The organism is Sphingomonas sp. (assembly GCF_035944535.1).
Classification (GTDB): Bacteria; Pseudomonadota; Alphaproteobacteria; order Sphingomonadales; family Sphingomonadaceae; genus Sphingomonas_B.
Genome location: NZ_DASZBC010000011.1, coordinates 131,368 through 148,310 on the forward strand (window position 1 = coordinate 131,368; position 16,943 = coordinate 148,310).

A 16,943-nucleotide genomic window follows, 5' to 3' on the forward strand; every position below is an offset into this window, starting at 1 on the left:
CAATAGCGCGGCCGAAGCCGAAATGATCGGCAGAGCAGGGAGCTTTCATGTCGCGTTTTCTTCTGACCACCGCCTTGTCCCTTGTCGCTGCTGTCCCCACGCTGGCGCAAGATGCACAGCCGGAGCGTAAGCTGGGCGGCGTGGTCGTTACCGACACTGCCATCGATCCGCTGAGCATCGAACGGCCGGCGGACCGCGGCTACAAGGCGGACCGGATCGTCAGCGCGACCCGCACCGACACGCCGGTCGTTGATGTCCCGCAGTCGGTCACCGTCGTCACCAGCGAAGCGATCCGCGACCTGGCGGCAACCAGCATCGGCGATGCAATCCGCTATGTGCCGGGGGTCACCACCGCGCAAGGCGAGGGCAATCGCGAGACGATCGTGTTTCGCGGCAATGCCTCCACCGCCGATTTCTTTGTCGATGGCCTGCGTGACGACATCCAGACCTATCGCGACGTCTACAACATCGAGCGGCTGGAAGTGCTGCGCGGTCCCAATGCGATGATTTTCGGCCGCGGCGGCGTCGGTGGCGTTATCAACCGCGTGACGAAGCAGGCGGACTGGGAGCAGCGCCTCGGCGGCCGTCTCGAGATCGGCAATTATGACGTGTATCGCGGCAGTGTCGATATGGGCACTCCGCTCAGCGACTTCGCCGCCGTGCGACTGAACGCCGTCTATGAGGATAGCAACAGCTTCCGCCGCTACTGGTTCAACGAACGCTGGGGCGTGAACCCCACCGCCGCCTTCCGTTTGGGCGAGGACACGCTCCTCCAGCTTTCCTACGAGCATTTCGAGGATGAGCGGACCAGCGACCGCGGCGTGCCTGCAGCCGGACCGGTTCCAGCCGCCGGAAGCGCCCCGATCGGACCGCTCCGCGGCGTGCGCCGCACCTTCTTCGGCGATCCCGACAACAGCACCAACTTCACGAACACCGATGCCGTGCAGCTTGCGGCCGAGCATCGCTTCGGCGAGGACCTGACGCTCCGCCACCGCACCCGCTATGCCGACCATGTGAAGTTCTACCGCAACGTGTTCACCAGTGCGGTGCGGAATACCAATGCTGGCACGGTCGTCGACTTCCAAGGCTATCAAGTCCGCACGACGCGCGAAAACCTGATCAGCCAGACTGACCTTAATGCCGAGTTCGCGACCGGCGGCGTCAGGCACACTTTGCTGGCCGGCTTCGAGTATAATCATCAGGAGACCGACAATCTGCGGCTGAGCACGGATTTCGATTCCGGCGCCGCGACGGTGCGGACGGTGACGCGGCCGATCGGCGATCCGACCTTCTTCCGCACCGACCTGGTCTTCTCTCCGGTGGCGAGCGATGCGGACAATGTCGGCACACTGAAGGGCTGGGCCGTCTATCTACAGGACCAGATCGAGATCGCGCCCTGGCTGCAGATCGTCGCCGGACTGCGCTACGACAAGATCGACCTCGACTTCACCGATCGGCGTGCCACCGCCACGCAGCGCGACTATGACTTCGATCAGGAGATCTGGAGCCCGCGGCTGGGCGTGATCGTCAAGCCGGCGGAGAATGCGTCTATTTATGCGAGCTATTCCCGCACGGCGCTGCCGCGGTTCGGTGAGCAGTTGGCGAGCCTCAGCCCGTCGAACGCGAACCTCGCCCCAGAGAAGTTCGAGAATCTCGAGCTCGGTGGAAAATGGGACGTTACGCCCGACCTGAATCTCAGCGCCGCGATCTTCGAACTGAAGCGCAAGAACGTGCTGATCCCCGATCCCGCCAATCCCACGCTCAGCATATTGGCAGACGCGCAGCGGACTCGCGGCTTCGAACTGGCGGTGCAGGGGCAGGTGACGCCGCAGCTGCAGGTGACCGGCGCCTATACCTATCTGGACGCGGAGTTCACCAGAGCGACCTCCGCAACGGTGCCGGCAGGCAACCGCATTGCGAACACGCCGCGCCACATCGCCAGCATCTTCGGACGCTATGATGTGACGGAAGATTTAGGACTCGGGCTTGGCGTGGTGCACCAGAGTGCGCGTTTCGCGAACGCCGACAATCTGGTGCGGCTGCCTGGCTACACGCGGGTCGATGGCGCCATCTATTACGACGTCACGCCGCAGGTACGGGTGCAGGCCAATGTCGAGAACATCTTCAACAAGCGCTATTTCGTGAATGCGCACACCAACAACAACATTCAGCCGGGCGCGCCGACGACCCTTAGGGCGGCGGTAAGCTTCAACTTCTAGGGGCAAACACCTAGGCGGCAAATGCGATTGCCTCGCAATAACAGCTGGGTTACGAAGCGGCCATGGCGCTCTACGATGCCAGTGAGATGCGGATCGTCGACGGGATAGCTCCCGTCGTCATCCCTTCACGCTATGGCGAGCGCCGCCGCACCAGCTGGCCGGCATTGGGCGCGATCCTTGGACTTCACCTGATGCTGGTGGCTGTACTCGATCTGTCCGGCGTGCTGCCCGTGCGGCGGGCGCCGTCCGAACTCAAGGTGATCCAGCTTTCGCTGGAAATGGCTCCGCCGCCGGTGGTGAAGGCTGAGCTGCCGCAGGCGCCTAAGCCACAGCCAGAGGTTCAGCCCCAGGCGCAGCCGCAAACGCCAAGGCTCGACGCGCCGCCGCCGATCGTCGCCGCCCCGGTGCCCGCACCGGTGCAAGTGGCCGTCGCTCCGGCGCCGCCTCCGCCCGCGCCGGTGGCGAGCGGCCCGGTTCGGGTCAGCGACCTGGATGCGAAGGCGGTGACGGTGATCGCGCCCAAATATCCGATCGAAAGCCGCCGTAAGCGCGAGCAGGGCACGGTGGTGCTTGCCGTATCGGTGACTCCCGACGGCGGCGTCAGCGAGGTGCGTGTGGCCAAGAGCAGCGGCTTCGAGCGGCTCGACAAGGCAGCGCTCGACGCCGTGCGGCGCTGGCGCTGGTCGCCGACGATGCGCGACGGTGTGCCGGTTGAGGTGCGCGGCACCGTCGACATTCCGTTCATCCTGCAGGGTTGAACATGCTCGCCATTCCCGATGTGCTCGGCGCCGAGGCGGTGGCCCAAGTGCGCGGGATCATCGACGCTGCCGAATGGCAGGATGGAAATGCCACGTCAGGGCACCAGGCAGCTTTGGTCAAGCGGAACGAGCAGCTTCCCGACGACAGCGCTGCGGCGCAGCAGGCGGGGCGGATCGTGCTGGAGGCGCTCGGCCGATCGCCCCTGTTCATCTCCGCGGCCCTGCCGGCGAAGGTGCTGCCGCCGATGTTCAACCGCTACGCAGGCGGCCAGGCCTATGGACCGCATATCGACAATGCGATCCGCACCAGGGGCGAGTTCCGCCTGCGGGCGGACCTGTCCGCGACTTTGTTTCTGACCGATCCGCAGGACTATGACGGCGGGGATCTGATCGTCGAAGGGACGTTCGGCGCTCAGGCGGTGAAGCTGCCGGCGGGGCATATGGTCCTGTACCCGGCTTCGAGCCGTCATCGGGTGGAGCCGGTGACGCGCGGCACGCGAGTCGCGAGCTTCTTCTGGGTCGAAAGCATGGTGCGGGACGGCGAGGCGCGCCGCGCGCTGTTCGAGATGGACCGGAGCATTCAGGTCTTGGGCGCCAGGGTGGGACAGGGCGATACGGCCATCGTCGAGCTGACAGGCGTGTATCACAACCTCTTGAGAAGGTGGGCGAACAGTTGAGCAAGACCAAGTTGCGGAGCCTTTGGTTCAGCGTGCACAAATGGATCGGGCTGCTGCTGGCGCTGCTGATCATCCCGATCAGCCTCAGCGGCGCGATCTTGGTGTACCACGACTGGCTGGACGTGAAGCTGCACCCGGCACGCTACGAGACGAGCGGCCCGGCGACGCTGCCGCCTTCCCGCTACGCCGAAGCCGCGCGAGCCGTGCTTGGCCCCGACCTGCGGATCGCCAGCCTGCGCTATCCGGAAGAGGAGCGCGGCGCCGTCGTCGTCACCGCCGTGCCGTCGACCCCGCCGAAAGGCCAACCGCAGCGGACCAACGTCTATCTCGACGGCGGCGATGCGCGGGTGATCGAGAAAGCCGGCTTCAACGACGGCGCGGTTCGCTTCCTTCACGTGCTGCACGGTAGCCTGATGGTGCCGGGCGTGGGACGGCAGATCGTCGGCTGGATCGGTGTCGCGATGCTCGTCTCCTCGCTGACCGGCCTGTGGCTGTGGTGGCCGCTGTCCGGCAGCTTCACGCGCGGCCTGCGCTGGAACCGTCGCCCGAAGTTCGACACCAATCTCCACCACCAGCTCGGCTTCTGGGTGTGCGTGCCGCTTGCCATGCTGAGCTTCACCGGCGCCTGGATCAGCTTCCCGGCCTTCTTCGGACCCATGGTCGGCGAGAAGGCGCCGCAGCGGCCCGCGCCCTCGGTGCCCCTCGCCAGCCCAGTTCAGGACGTGAACGCGATCGCGATGAAGGCAGGTGCCCAGCCCGTTTCCATCACCTGGCCAACGGCCAAGAACCCGGTGTGGAAAGTGGGGCTGCAGAAGGGCGAGGCGGAGATCGCGGATGCGACGGGGGCGGTCACCCGCAAGCCACCCCGCCCCAAGACGGTCGCGCAGACGATGCGGCGCTGGCATGACGGCGTGGGCCTGGGTCCGGTGTGGCAGCTTGTAATTTTCCTCGGCGGCATCATCCCCGTCGTGCTAGCGATTACCGGCATCACCATGTGGGTGAACAGCCGCAAATGGCGCCGTCAGCCGGCGCGGCGGGTGGCACCCGCGGAATAGCTGTTGCCCGGCGCAGGCCGGGCTCCATGTGCCGTGAAGCTGGGCCCGGCCTTCGCCGGGGAACTAGGCAAGCTCGATCCAGACGGGCGCGTGATCGCTGGTCTTTTCCCAGCTGCGCACCTCTCGGTCCACCTCGGCTCGCTTAAAACGCGGCACGAGCGACGGGCTTAGCAGCAGATGGTCGATGCGCAGGCCTGCGTTGCGGTTGAACGCATTCCGGAAATAGTCCCAGAAAGTGTAGATCGTCTCGTCCGGGTGCTTTGTGCGCAGCGCGTCGGTCCAGCCTTGGGCGAGCAGCCGCGCATAGGCGTCGCGTGCTTCGGGAGCGAACAGGGCATCGTCGAGCCAGCGCTCGGGTTTGTACACGTCGCGATCGGTTGGCATGACGTTGTAATCGCCGGCGAGCACCACCGGCGCGCCGCAACCGATCAATTCCGCCGCATGCTCGATCAGCCGCTCGAACCAGGCGAGCTTGTAATCGAACTTGGGCCCGGGCTTGGGATTGCCGTTGGGCAGATAGAGCCCACCGATCAGCAGGCCATTCACGGCCGCTTCGATATAGCGGCTCTGTGACGGGTCAGGGTCGCCAGGCAGTCCGCGCCGCGTTTCGACCGGCGTGCCGACGCGACTGAGGATCGCGACGCCGTTCCACGATTTCTGCCCGTGCCAGATCGCTTCGTAGCCGGCGGCCGCGATGGCGGCTTCGGGAAACTTCTCGCTGCTCGCCTTCAACTCCTGCAGGCAGACGATGTCCGGCCGCGACTGCTCGAGCCAGCGCAGCAGCACCGGCAGCCGGCCATTGACCCCGTTCACATTGTAGGTGGCGATCTTCATGAGGCGCTAAACGCCCGCCGCGAACTCCCGCAGCATGTTCTTGGCGATAACGAGCTGGAGAATTTGCGACGTGCCTTCGTAGATGCGGTAGATGCGCACGTCGCGATAGAAGCGTTCGGCCAGATATTCCTTCAGATAGCCGGCGCCGCCATGAATTTGGACCACGCGGTCGGCGACACGCCCGCACATCTCGCTGGCGAAGAGCTTGGCGGCGGCGGCCTCAACGATGATGTTCTCGCCCCTGTCGGCCCGGGCGCAGGCGTCCTTCAGCATGCATTCGGCCGCGTAGATCTCGGCTTTCGAGTCCGCGAGCATCGCCTGGATCAGCTGGAAGTTCGCGATCGGCTCGCCGAATGCTTTACGCTCGGTCGCATAGCGCAGGCCGGTGTCGAGAATGCGCTTGGCATAGCCGACACTAGCGCCTGCGACGGAGAGCCGGCCATTGTTGAGGCTGTTCATTGCCGCACGGAAGCCGATCCCTTCTGCACCGCCCAGCAGCGCCTCGCCGCCGACTTGCACATCCTCGAGGATCACGTCGGCAATGGCGGAACCGGCCTGGCCCATCTTGCCGTCCGGGCTGCCGATGCTGACGCCCCGCGCGCTCCGCGGCACGATGAAGGCCGAGACATGCCCGTTCTTCGGCAGCGGCTCGGCATTGGTGCGCGCCATCACCAGGATCATGTCGGCGAAGGGCGCATTGGTGATGTAGCGCTTGGTGCCGTTCAGCACATAGCCGTTGCCTTGTCTGACCGCCCGCGTCTTCATGGCAGCGCTGTCGGAGCCGCTGTCCGGTTCGGTCAGGCCGAAGGCGGCGATCTCCCCCGCGGCCAGGCGCGGCAGCCACTCCGCCTTCTGCTCGTCCGTGCCGAAGTTCGAAATGGCGGAGTTCACCATCCCAACGTTGATCGACAGGATTGAGCGGAAAGCTGGTGCCGCATAGGCCAGCGCCTGCACGAAGCCGATATACTGGCTGATGTTCATGCCGGCGCCGCCATATTCCTCGGGCATGGTGACGCCGAACAGGCCCATGTCGCGCATCTCGGCCAGGATATCGTCAGGCACTCGGCCGAGCGCCTCGAGTTGCTCTTCGGCCGGGATCAGCCGGTCGCGCACGAAGCGGTTCAGCTGGTCGATAAAGGCGTCATAGATGTCGGCGTCCATGCCGCGGCGAGGGGTGTCCAGCATCATGTCTCTCCTGAGCCTCAGGGCTAGTCGCGCTTGACGCGTCCGTAAAGCCACCGCAATCGCTTGCCTGTGAGCGACTTTGCCGCCTGGATCGAAGCGACGTTGGGCGTCACGCCCAAGGATCTGAGCTTTTACGAGCGCGCGACCACGCACAGCAGCCGGGAAGAGGCCGATTATGAGCGGCTCGAATTCCTAGGCGACCGCGTGCTCGGCCTGGCCATGGCAACCTGGATGTATGAACGCTTTCCCGACGAGCCTGAGGGTAAGCTGTCCTGGCGGCTGAACGCCCTCGTTTCGGGCGCCGTGTGCGCCGAGATTGGACGCGAGATGGACCTGAGCGCGCACCTCCGCCTGGGTAAGCAGGCGCGCGACGACGGCGCCGCCGACAGCGACAATGTACTGGGCGACGTGGTCGAGGCGCTTATCGGCGCCATGTATCTGGAACACGGCTTCGATGCCGCCCAGGCGTTCGTTCGCCGCCGCTGGGAGGACCGGCTCGACCATCAGCAGCGCGCGCCCCAGCACCCCAAGTCAGCGCTGCAGGAGTGGGCCGCCGCTCATCGCCGCAAGCCGCCCGTCTATCAGGTCACCGACCGCTCCGGCCCACAGCACAGCCCGCGCTTCACGGTAACCGTTTCAATCCGCAATGCCGGCGAGGCCAGCGCGGAAGGCACGTCCAAGCAGGAGGCGGAAACCGCGGCGGCCAGGGCGTTATTGGAGCAACTAGGCAAGTGACCAATCCCCAATCCCGTTCGTTTGGAGCGAAGTCGAGAAACGGGTGTCCATCCGCTCGGAACGGGCGCTTCTCGGCTTCGCCCGGAGCGAACGGAGTTTAGTGGTGGAGTCTGGGACTAATCATCGCTGCGGCCTGGTCGCAATCGTTGGCGCACCGAACGCCGGCAAGTCGACGCTGGTCAACGCGCTGGTTGGGCAGAAGGTCGCGATCGTCAGCCCCAAGGCGCAGACGACGCGCACGCGGCTGATGGGCGTCGCAATCGAAGGCAAGGCGCAGATCATGCTGGTCGACACGCCCGGCATTTTCGAGCCGCGGCGCCGCCTCGACCGGGCGATGGTGCAGGCGGCCTGGGGCGGTGCGGCGGACGCCGACCTGATCGCGCTGATCGTTGATGCCAAAGCCGGGCTCGGCCCCAAGGTGATGAGCATTGTCGAGGGCCTGAAGAACCGGCCCGAGCCCAAGATCCTGGTGCTCAACAAGGTCGATGTGGCGGCGAAGGACAAGCTCCTCGTCCACGCCCAGCGGCTCACCGACGCGCTCGCCTTCGAGCAGGTGTTCATGGTGAGCGCGGCGACCGGCGACGGCCTCTACGACCTGAAGTGCGCGCTGGCCGAACGGGTGCCGGAGGGGCCTTGGCACTTCCCGGAGGACCAGGTCAGCGACATCACCGACCGCATGCTTGCGGCCGAAGTGACGCGCGAACAGCTCTATCTGCAGCTCCACTCCGAACTGCCTTACGCCAGCGCTGTCGAGACCGAAGCGTATAAGGAGCGCGAGGACGGCTCGGTCGAAATCCACCAGCAGATACTCGTCGCCCGGCCGACCCAGCGCGCCATCGTGCTCGGCAAGGGCGGCGCCCAGATCAGGGCGATCGGCGAGCGTGCGCGCAAGGAATTGGCGGAACAGCTCGGTAAACGCGTCCACCTCTATCTGCACGTCAAGGTGAAGCCCGACTGGGACGAGGATCGCGGCGTCTACCGCGATCTCGGGCTGGACTGGGTAGAGTAGAAGCAGCCCTCACTCGTCATTGCGAGGAGCGCAGCGACGAAGCAATCCAGCGGCGCCAGCATCTGGATTGCTTCGCTCCGCTCGCAATGACGAATTCAGGCTAGGCGGTCCCCCAGCACTTCCTTCACCCAGGCCGGCACCAACTCGGACGCCGGACCCATCCTGCTCTCCGAGAAATAGATACTGCCAGCCGAGGGCTCCAGATTCATCTCCAGCGCCCAAGCGCCGTAATGGCGTGCAGTGCGGACGAAACCGGCGGCCGGATATACCGCGCCCGACGTCCCGATCGAAACGAACAGGTCGCACCGGCCAAGCGCCGCGTCGATCCGCTCCATCTGGTACGGCATTTCGCCGAAGAAGACGATGTCCGGCCGTAGCCTCGGCTTGCCGCAGGCGGGGCAGGGCGGGCGATCGCCCATCGGCGCTTCCCAGCGCCGCCGCGTCCCGCAGGCCGCACACAAGGCCGACTTCAACTCGCCATGCATGTGCAGCAGCCGCGTGGCGCCGGCACGCTCGTGAAGGTCGTCGACATTCTGGGTGACGATCAGCAACTCCCCGGGCCATTCGGCGTCGAGCCGCGCCAGGGCATGGTGCGCCGCGTTGGGCTGAACTTCGCCTAGCTTCGCCCGGCGCGCATCGTAGAAGGCGTGAACCAGGTCCGGATTGCGGGCCAGCGCCTCGGGCGTGCAGACATCCTCAACCCGGTGACCCTCCCACAGCCCGTCGGGGCCGCGGAACGTCGCCAGGCCACTCTCGGCCGACACGCCGGCACCGGTAAGGATCACGATGTTCCGGATGTCGCTCATCGCCGGATCTTAGCCGAAATAGGGATGGCCGCTACGGATGGTTTGTGGACGTCAAGCAGACTCGTCCGCATTGCGGAAGGCGGCGATGGTCCCGCCCCAAAAGATCACAACGAGTGCACACCAGAGAACAACAAGGATCGGTTCTCCTCCATCCATCCAATCACCCGCGTTCTTCGCTTCGAACCCGCCTTGCAGAGCAAAGCAGGCGGACATGCCTCGGAACCAGAAGCCATAAGCGAACGTCACAGCGAACCAGCTATGCCAGTGGGCGATAGCTGCAGCGGGCATCAGAGCCACGAACGCCGCGCGCGAAGGCGGGGCAGCGTTTAGGACCGCCACGCCGGACACGTATAGGAAAAGCGTCAGCCATCCTCCGTAGAGAGCGCCAGCGCTACCTTGCGTGCACGTTCCGACTATCATCGCGAGCGCCCCGTTGAGAGCACCTAATGTAAGCAAGATGATCCCCATCATGCGCTCACCCTCAAGCAGGAGCCGAATCTCAGCAATGGGTCGATTCCAGACATTGTCCGCTCAAGCGTCATTGGCCGCGCATTGGTTCACCCCGGTGCGCGCGCTCAATATCTCCTCGGCGCGGCGGGCGAGGCGTTCGAGTTCCTCGGTCATGCCGGGGCGGCGCAGCAGGCGGGGCTGCGGGTCGATCGCGCACAGCGTGCCGTAGAAGCTGCCGTCCGCCAGCGTCAGCGGGAGCGAGACATAGCTTTGAAAGCCGTAAAGGACCGGCGTCGGGTGGGTGCACCAGTCCCGGTCCTCGCGCACATGGTCGATGACGATCGTGCGCCTGGTCTTGCGGATGTCGTCGCAGATGGTGGTGGAGACATCGAGTTCGCCGCCCGGCGTCATGCCGAAGTCGATCCGGTCGAGCACCTGGCAGGCGACCCAGCGATCCTCGGTCACACAGGCGATCGCCGCGAAGCCCATGCCGGTCAGGTCGCAGAGCTCCTGGAGCAGCTGGTGCAGGTCCGGATCGTTGCCGTGATGGATGATGCGGGCAGCGAGTTCGTCCTTCAAGAGAGCACCCGGGAGTGATTGGTGGCGAGGCGATTACTCTCCGAATGCGGTCCAGTCGGCAAGCCCGTTCAGGTCAGCGCACGACGATCGCGCCTGTCATGCCCAGCGCCGCCTGCAGTATCCGGCCGCTCCTGAGCCGGTAGGTGCCGGGCGACGGCGGTGCGACGAGCCGCACTGTGGTGCGCTGGCCCGGCCGCAGTCGCACGCTGCCGTCGCGCACCTTGCTGCGATCTGCGGACGGCATATCGGCCACCGCGAAGAAGCGAGGCGCGTGGAAGCTGCGGGTGGCGTGCAGGTCGTTGACCAGTTCCAACCGCACCGCCTCGCCACGATTGAGCTCGATGCGGGGAGGGGTGAAGGCGAAGCTGCTCAGCCGCACTTCCACTTCGCGCGCTGTGCCCCAATCAGGCGGAGCGGCAGCCGCCGCGGCGATCAAGGCAAGGTGAAGCATCCCCATCGATGCAGATGAACGCTTCTGCGCCTTGTTCGGCTCCGCAAAATGGCCGAACGTGAAATGATGAGGATCGGGATTTTAGGCGCGGCGGGCCGCATGGGGCGGGCGATCGCGGAAGCGGCACCGGCGATCGGCGCGGAGCTGGGCGGCGGCGTCGACCGCGACGGCGCAGTGTTCGGGCCCTTTGCCGACGCGGCGGAGCTGGCCGTCGGCACAGATGTGCTGATCGACTTTTCAGTGCCGGATGCACTTGCCGCGCACCTCGACATTGCGCGGGTGGATGGCGGCGCGATCGTGATCGGCACCACGGGGCTGACGTCCGAACATCACCGCCTGATCGAGGTCGCCGCGAACGACGTCGCCGTGCTGCAGGCGGCGAATATGTCGCTGGGGGTAAACCTGCTCGCCGCCCTAGTGGAGCAGGCCGCGGCGCGGCTGGGCCCCGATTGGGACATCGAGGTGCTGGAAATGCACCACCGGCACAAGGTGGATGCGCCGAGCGGCACCGCGTTGCTGTTGGGAGAGGCGGCGGCGAAGGGCAGGGGTGTGTCGCTCTGCGCACCCAACCTCGACCGCAACGGCCGGCGTGAGGAAGGCGCGATCGGCTTTGCCAGCCTCCGCGGCGGCTCGGTCGCGGGCGATCACCTGGTCGTGCTCGCCGGGGAAGGCGAGCGGATCGAACTCGGCCACCGCGCCGAAACCCGCGCGATCTTCGCCCGCGGCGCGATCCGGGCCGCGCAATGGCTCGCCGGCAAGCCTGCGGGCCGCTATTCGATGGCCGACGTGCTCGGCCTGTGACCGAAGACGAATTGTTCGAGTTCTTCCGCCGACTGGCGGAGGATAATCCGTCGCCCGAGACCGAGCTGGAGTTCGTCAATCCCTACACGCTGCTCGTTGCCGTCGTGCTGTCGGCGCAGGCGACCGATGCTGGCGTCAACAAGGCGACGCGGCGGCTATTTGCCGTCGCGAGCACGCCCGAACAGATGGTCGCGCTCGGCGAAGAACAGGTGCGCGAGCACATCAAGACCATCGGGCTGTTCAACACCAAGGCGAAGAACGTGATTGCGCTCAGCCAGGCGCTGATCGACGATCAAGGCAGCCAAGTGCCGGCCGATCGCGACGCGCTGGAAAAGCTGCCCGGCGTCGGCCGCAAGACCGCCAATGTGGTGATGAACTGCGCCTTTGGCGCCGAGACGTTCGCGGTCGACACCCACATCTTCCGTGTGTCGAACCGCACTGGCCTGGCTCCGGGCAAGACGCCGCTGGCTGTCGAGCTGCAGCTCGACGCGCAGGTTCCGCAGCCATTCCGGCTCGGCGCGCATCACTGGCTGATTTTGCATGGCCGCTACGTCTGCAAGGCACGGCGGCCGGAATGTTGGCGCTGCATCGTCCGTGACCTGTGCGCCTATGAGCCGAAAACGCCTGCTCCATGTTAGAAGGGCGGCACTGAAGCTCGCCGGAGTCGTTGCCGCTTGAAAGAGGAGATGAAGATGCGTGCAATCCTGATCCTCGGCCCTGCCGCCGCCCTGTCCGCCTGCATGGCGACGCCGGAGCAGCAGGCGCGGACCGAACGCAACGAGGCTGCCGGCGTGCTGTCTCCCGACGGACAAAGCTTCGGCGACGGCGCCCGCCTGGCCGGCCCGGCGCGGACCTGCGTGCCGCTCAACAACATCCGCAACAGCCGAGTGCTGAGCGATCGGGTGATCGACTTCTCCGGGCCTGGCCGCCAGACCTATCGCGTCGTGCTGAACCAGCCCTGCCCGCAGCTCGGCTTCGAACAGCGCTTCACCTATGCGACGTCGCTCAGCCAGCTTTGCGCCCAGGACATCATCACGGTGCTGCAGGGACCGGGCGTGATGCGCGGCGCAAGCTGCGGCCTTGCGCCGTTCCAGCCGATCGACCCGGCGCGCCGCTAGAGGGGTTGGACAGGGCGGCCCGGCCTGCTAAGCGGGCGCCACGCACCCGTAGCTCAGCTGGATAGAGCGTTGCCCTCCGAAGGCAAAGGCCACACGTTCGAATCGTGTCGGGTGCGCCATTCTGATCCTTGAGATCATGGCCATGCTTCCTCACCTCTCCTCCCGTCTTGCCGGACAGATGTCGAGCGACCGGCTGTCCGGGTTCGAGAAGGAACTCGCGGCGGAAAAGGCGTCGTCGCTGGGCCTGGCCGGACGGAGAATGGCAGCAGCCGTCGCCAAATGGCACGAGGCGGGTCACGACGAAGCGGAAGAGCTGCTTTTCGCGGCGGCCCAGGCGGCGCACGCCTTTATGATTCAGCGCGAGCTCTGCGGCATGAGAGACCATCGCGCCGCTTTCGAGGAGTACCAGGTGCCTGCCCCTGTTCTCGCCCGCATGGGAGCAGTGCGGCGGTAGTTCGGTCCGTTTCGGATCGAACTCCTTTTGACGCTTCGGCCACCCCCGCACAGGCTGCTGCAAACGCGTGATTTCAGGGGGGATTCGGATGCGCCGCTTGCCGGTTTACTTGGTGCTGGACGTATCCGGCTCGATGCATGGCGAGCCGATCGAGGCGGTTCGCAACGGCATGCAGATCCTGGCCAGCACGCTGCGCACCGACCCCTATGCGCTAGAGACGGCGTATCTGAGCGTCATCACCTTCGACAGCGAAGCGCGGCAGGTGGTGCCCCTGACCGAGCTGGTCGCTTTTCAGCCGCCGCAGATCGATGCAGGCTCGACGACGTCGCTGGGCGCCGCGCTCAAGCTCACCAAGGAGTGCATCGAGCGGGAGGTACAAAAGACTACCTCCGACGCCAAGGGTGACTGGAAGCCGCTCGTCTTCCTCATGTCCGACGGCGCGCCGACTGACGATTGGCAGAAGGGCCTGGCCGAGTTCAAGCAGGCCAAGGTCGGCATGGTGATTGCCTGCGCGGCAGGTCCGGGGGGCGACGCCGGCGTACTGAAGCAGATCACGGAGAATGTCGTATCGCTCGACACGGCGGACTCGAGCACGATCGGTGCTTTCTTCAAATGGGTATCGGCGAGCATCTCGACCTCTTCAAAGAAGGTCGACCTGAACAAGTCCGATGCCGGCGACATCAGCGAGTTGCCGCCGCCGCCGCCGCAGATCAGCTTGGTCTGAGGGCAGGCGATGCGGAGACTTCCCGTCTATCTGCTGCTCGACACCTCCGGTTCGATGCGCGGCGAGCCGATCGAGGCGGTGAATACTGGCCTCAAGGTGATGATGAGCTCGCTGCGCCAGGATCCCCATGCGCTCGAGACCGTGCACATCGCGATCATCACCTTCGATGCCGAAGCGAAGATCGTAGTGCCCCTGACTGCGCTTGATGAGTTGCAGGTGCCCGAAATCACCACGCCCGAGTCGGGGCCCACCCACCTCGGGCTCGCACTGGAGCTGCTGGTCAAGCAGCTGAAGCAGGACCTGATCCGCTCCACGCCCGAGCGGAAGGGCGACTGGGCGCCGTTCCTGTTCGTCATGACCGACGGCAAGCCCTCCGACACGATGCTGTTCGAGGATCATTGCCCGATCGTGCGGCGGCAGGGCTTCGCCAATATCGTGGGCTGCCTCGCGGGACCGAAAGCGCGGCGGCAAGATCTCGAGCCCCTGTGCGATCACATCGTATCCCTCGACACCATGGACAGCGCCGCCTTCAACTCCTTCTTCAAATGGGTGACGTCCACAATCGCCGGCGGCAGTCGCTCGATGGGCGTGCAGGGCGATGTGCCGCTACCGCCGCCTCCCGCCGAAATCCAGCTGGTGATCTGATGCGACGCCTTCCCGTATTCCTGCTGATCGACGTCTCTGAATCGATGGTCGGCGACAGTCTCTACCAGCTCGAACAGGGGCTGACCGAGATTGCGCGGACGCTGCGCACCAACCCCTATGCGCTTGAGACGGCGCATCTCTCCGTCATCGCCTTTGCCGGCAAGCCGCGCACCCTGGTGCCGCTGACGGAGATTGCGATGTTCCAGCCGCCCGAACTGCCGATCGGCGGCGGCACCGCACTCGGGGCCGCGCTCAATCACCTGATGAAGGAGATCGACCGGCAGGTCGTGCGTACCACGCCGGAACGCAAGGGCGACTGGAAGCCGCTGATCTTCTTGATGACCGACGGCCATCCCACCGACGATGCGGAGGCGGCGATCCGGCGCTGGACAAGTGCCTATGCCTCGCGCGCAAACCTTGTCGCTGTCTCGATCGGAATCTGGAAACGGAGGATGCCCGTCTCGCCGGCCTGTTCTATCAGAACAAATACACGCTCCGCACAACCATGCCGGTCAAGAACAGCTATTTCGAGCTGAGCGACGAGACGGCCTCCGGCGCGAAGATCGCCTCCGCCGATCTGATCGGAGCGCCAACCTGTCCGCATTGCGCCGCCCGCTTCGGCATGGCGATGTGCGGCTGCGGCGGCGTCCACTGCATTGAAGGAGAGGGCGAGGCCGTCTGTCCCTGGTGCGAGCGTGCCGCCACCTACACCGCCGTCGACGATAACTCGCCTGGCCCCGCGATCAATCGGGGGCGGGGATGAGCGGCTACGAGCCTTCGCGTCTCGCACGGAGCGCGGTGGAGACGCTGTTGCACGCGATCGAGAAGGAAGCGGTGCCGGAAACGCATTTGTTCCAGGAGGACGGGATGAACCCGGCCTATCAGCGTGCCTTGGCCGTGCTTCGCGCCTGTGCTGCCAAAAGCCCTGGTGGCGAGGGCGAGCCCGCCGCTTCGAAGCCGGTCCCGAACGCCGATCCGGTGAACGCGGAACCCGAGGTGATCATGTCCAGGTTCGGCAGCGGTCCGCAGGAAGTGAAGCCGTTCGACCTGACGGCACAGCACGGCACGTTTACGCCGCCGCCCCCGCCCGCTGCCGAGGTAGCGCCGCCGGCGTCCGATGAGCCGCAGCCGCAGGTCCAGGCGGAGGCGCCGGTGCTCCGCAAGGACTCGGAGCCGGCTGAGCCTGTCGCGCAACCGGCTCCAGCTTCGCTGCTGACGATCAAGAAGACGGTGGCGCTGAAGAATGCGCGGGCGGGGGAGAGTTATACCGATCGGCTGACTGTCGAGGGCGCGCGCGACGTGCGTCTGGTGAACGCCGGCCGTAGCGGGCTTAGCTTCGACGAAGCCACTTCGATCTTCTCAGGCACTCCAGGTGAGGCTGGGGATCATGAGATTTCGCTGAAGGGCAAGATCGACGGGCGACCGGCCGAGATCACCGCGACGTTGATTGTCGTTGCTGATCCCAAGTCGCTTTGGACTTCGCTGCCGAGCGACGCCACCGATCGATTTCACAAGCCGGATGAGGCGTTTTCTTCCCTAACCGGACCGGCGCTACGCATGATCGGCGCCAGCAAGCGCGGCCGTTCGCATGCCAAGACCGGCGGCTTCCGCGAGGATGATTTCGCCTTTGCGGTGCATGGCGATTGGCATATCGCTGCCGTGGCCGACGGCGCCGGCAGCGCCGCCTATTCGCGCCGTGGATCGAAGCTCGCCGTCGAGACCGTCACGGCCGAGCTGCCGGCGCTGATCGATCAGCAGCTTGGCGAGGACTTTGAGCCGCTTCTGGACCAGGAGGCGGCGGGGGGAATCAAAGACCGGCTCTACAGAACGCTCGTCGCCGCCTCGTTCGATGCGGCCGAGACACTGATTGCTCAGGCCGAGCAGTTGAATGAGAGTGCGTCCAAGCTCTCCACCACGCTCATCGTTGTGATCGCCAGGCGCTTCGGAACGCGCTGGTTCGTCGGCTCCTTCTCTATCGGCGACGGCGGCGCCGGCCTGCTCGATCTGGAGGCGAAGACGGTGCAGCCGCTCACCTCTCCCGATGCCGGCGAGTATGCCGGCCAGACCCGCTTCCTCGCCAAGTCCGAGTTCCTGGACAATGTCGAAGTGATGAAGCGTGTCCACTATGCAGTGGCGGACCGCTTCACCGCGCTCGCCTTGATGAGCGACGGCATCACCGATCCGAAGTTGCCGACGGATAAGGTGTTCGCCGATCCGGCGGCCTGGGCGTCGCTGTGGAATGACGATCTGTGCAAGCAGGTCGATTTCTCCGCGCCCGAGGCAGAGATCGAAAAGCAGTTTCTCGCCTGGCTCGATTTCTGGTCGCCCGGCAATCACGACGACCGCACGCTGGCCGTGCTGCTGCCGAGGGAGAGCTGATCATGGCGATGGTGCGCCTGCAAACGCTCAACGGTCAGACGGTGGAATATGACGACGCCAAGCT

21 protein-coding genes and 1 tRNA gene are annotated in these 16,943 nt (G+C 65.5%); 16 read left to right on the forward strand and 6 right to left on the reverse strand.

Annotation, left to right across the window (positions count from 1 at the left end; translation table 11 throughout):
• The first annotated feature begins 47 nt into the window (after positions 1-47).
• The 4 genes from VGT77_RS12010 to VGT77_RS12025 all read left to right on the forward strand — a co-directional run bounded on the left by VGT77_RS12010 (position 48) and on the right by VGT77_RS12025 (position 4,709).
• A complete protein-coding gene (locus tag VGT77_RS12010) occupies positions 48-2,219 on the forward strand; it encodes a TonB-dependent siderophore receptor (protein WP_327462862.1) in 2,172 nt (723 codons plus the stop codon).
• 62 nt (positions 2,220-2,281) lie between these two features.
• Complete coding sequence (locus tag VGT77_RS12015) at positions 2,282-2,977, forward strand: energy transducer TonB (protein ID WP_327462864.1); 696 nt, start codon at positions 2,282-2,284, stop codon at positions 2,975-2,977.
• 2 nt (positions 2,978-2,979) lie between these two features.
• A complete protein-coding gene (locus tag VGT77_RS12020) occupies positions 2,980-3,654 on the forward strand; it encodes a Fe2+-dependent dioxygenase (RefSeq protein ID WP_327462866.1) in 675 nt (224 codons plus the stop codon).
• A complete protein-coding gene (locus tag VGT77_RS12025) occupies positions 3,651-4,709 on the forward strand; it encodes a PepSY-associated TM helix domain-containing protein (RefSeq protein WP_327462868.1) in 1,059 nt (352 codons plus the stop codon). Before VGT77_RS12020 ends, VGT77_RS12025 begins: the two co-directional genes overlap by 4 nt.
• Positions 4,710-4,772: 63 nt before the next feature.
• On the opposite strand, the gene xth is transcribed toward VGT77_RS12025, so the two are convergent.
• Both xth and VGT77_RS12035 read right to left on the reverse strand, forming a co-directional pair.
• Entirely contained in the window at positions 4,773-5,543 is a 771-nt protein-coding gene (gene xth / locus VGT77_RS12030) for an exodeoxyribonuclease III (protein WP_327462870.1), read from the reverse strand.
• 6 nt (positions 5,544-5,549) lie between these two features.
• Positions 5,550-6,731, reverse strand: coding sequence for an acyl-CoA dehydrogenase family protein (locus tag VGT77_RS12035; protein ID WP_327462872.1), 1,182 nt, complete (start codon positions 6,729-6,731; stop codon positions 5,550-5,552).
• Between the two features lie 66 nt (positions 6,732-6,797).
• On the opposite strand from VGT77_RS12035, the gene rnc reads away from it, so the two are divergent.
• Positions 6,798-7,463, forward strand: coding sequence for a ribonuclease III (gene rnc / locus VGT77_RS12040; RefSeq protein WP_414713395.1), 666 nt, complete (start codon positions 6,798-6,800; stop codon positions 7,461-7,463).
• Positions 7,464-7,563: 100 nt separating this feature from the next.
• The gene (era, locus tag VGT77_RS12045) at positions 7,564-8,472 is read left to right on the forward strand and encodes a GTPase Era (RefSeq protein ID WP_327462970.1); all 909 of its coding nucleotides are present in this window, start codon (positions 7,564-7,566) and stop codon (positions 8,470-8,472) included.
• 95 nt (positions 8,473-8,567) lie between these two features.
• On the opposite strand, the gene VGT77_RS12050 is transcribed toward era, so the two are convergent.
• The 4 genes from VGT77_RS12050 to VGT77_RS12065 all read right to left on the reverse strand — a co-directional run bounded on the left by VGT77_RS12050 (position 8,568) and on the right by VGT77_RS12065 (position 10,764).
• A complete protein-coding gene (locus VGT77_RS12050; protein WP_327462876.1) occupies positions 8,568-9,278 on the reverse strand; it encodes an NAD-dependent deacylase in 711 nt (236 codons plus the stop codon).
• 51 nt (positions 9,279-9,329) lie between these two features.
• Positions 9,330-9,749 carry a hypothetical protein gene (locus tag VGT77_RS12055; RefSeq protein WP_327462877.1) on the reverse strand — a complete coding sequence of 140 codons (420 nt, stop codon included), beginning with the start codon at positions 9,747-9,749 and terminating at the stop codon, positions 9,330-9,332.
• A 60-nt stretch (positions 9,750-9,809) separates the two neighbouring features.
• The gene (locus VGT77_RS12060) at positions 9,810-10,307 is read right to left on the reverse strand and encodes a GAF domain-containing protein (protein ID WP_327462879.1); all 498 of its coding nucleotides are present in this window, start codon (positions 10,305-10,307) and stop codon (positions 9,810-9,812) included.
• Between the two features lie 73 nt (positions 10,308-10,380).
• The gene (locus VGT77_RS12065; protein ID WP_327462881.1) at positions 10,381-10,764 is read right to left on the reverse strand and encodes a cupredoxin domain-containing protein; all 384 of its coding nucleotides are present in this window, start codon (positions 10,762-10,764) and stop codon (positions 10,381-10,383) included.
• A gap of 57 nt (positions 10,765-10,821) precedes the next feature.
• On the opposite strand from VGT77_RS12065, the gene dapB reads away from it, so the two are divergent.
• The 10 genes from dapB to VGT77_RS12115 all read left to right on the forward strand — a co-directional run bounded on the left by dapB (position 10,822) and on the right by VGT77_RS12115 (position 16,879).
• Positions 10,822-11,559, forward strand: coding sequence for a 4-hydroxy-tetrahydrodipicolinate reductase (gene dapB / locus VGT77_RS12070; RefSeq protein ID WP_327462972.1), 738 nt, complete (start codon positions 10,822-10,824; stop codon positions 11,557-11,559).
• Positions 11,556-12,197, forward strand: a complete 642-nt coding sequence (gene nth, locus VGT77_RS12075) for an endonuclease III (protein WP_327462883.1) — start codon at positions 11,556-11,558, stop codon at positions 12,195-12,197. The genes dapB and nth overlap by 4 nt, the downstream gene beginning before the upstream one ends.
• 54 nt (positions 12,198-12,251) lie before the next feature.
• A complete protein-coding gene (locus tag VGT77_RS12080; RefSeq protein ID WP_327462885.1) occupies positions 12,252-12,677 on the forward strand; it encodes a hypothetical protein in 426 nt (141 codons plus the stop codon).
• Positions 12,678-12,719: 42 nt separating this feature from the next.
• Positions 12,720-12,796: transfer RNA gene (locus tag VGT77_RS12085), tRNA-Arg, on the forward strand.
• 17 nt (positions 12,797-12,813) lie between these two features.
• On the forward strand, positions 12,814-13,131 hold the full coding sequence (locus VGT77_RS12090; protein WP_327462887.1) for a DUF6665 family protein: 318 nt from the start codon (positions 12,814-12,816) through the stop codon (positions 13,129-13,131).
• A gap of 88 nt (positions 13,132-13,219) precedes the next feature.
• Positions 13,220-13,855, forward strand: a complete 636-nt coding sequence (locus tag VGT77_RS12095; protein ID WP_327462889.1) for a vWA domain-containing protein — start codon at positions 13,220-13,222, stop codon at positions 13,853-13,855.
• A 9-nt stretch (positions 13,856-13,864) separates the two neighbouring features.
• A complete protein-coding gene (locus VGT77_RS12100) occupies positions 13,865-14,500 on the forward strand; it encodes a vWA domain-containing protein (RefSeq protein WP_327462891.1) in 636 nt (211 codons plus the stop codon).
• Positions 14,500-15,036, forward strand: coding sequence for a VWA domain-containing protein (locus VGT77_RS12105; RefSeq protein ID WP_327462893.1), 537 nt, complete (start codon positions 14,500-14,502; stop codon positions 15,034-15,036). Before VGT77_RS12100 ends, VGT77_RS12105 begins: the two co-directional genes overlap by 1 nt.
• Positions 15,006-15,263 carry a TerY-C metal binding domain-containing protein gene (locus VGT77_RS12110; RefSeq protein ID WP_327462895.1) on the forward strand — a complete coding sequence of 86 codons (258 nt, stop codon included), beginning with the start codon at positions 15,006-15,008 and terminating at the stop codon, positions 15,261-15,263. The genes VGT77_RS12105 and VGT77_RS12110 overlap by 31 nt, the downstream gene beginning before the upstream one ends.
• Entirely contained in the window at positions 15,260-16,879 is a 1,620-nt protein-coding gene (locus VGT77_RS12115; RefSeq protein ID WP_327462897.1) for a PP2C family serine/threonine-protein phosphatase, read from the forward strand. The genes VGT77_RS12110 and VGT77_RS12115 overlap by 4 nt, the downstream gene beginning before the upstream one ends.
• Positions 16,880-16,943: the final 64 nt, after the last annotated feature.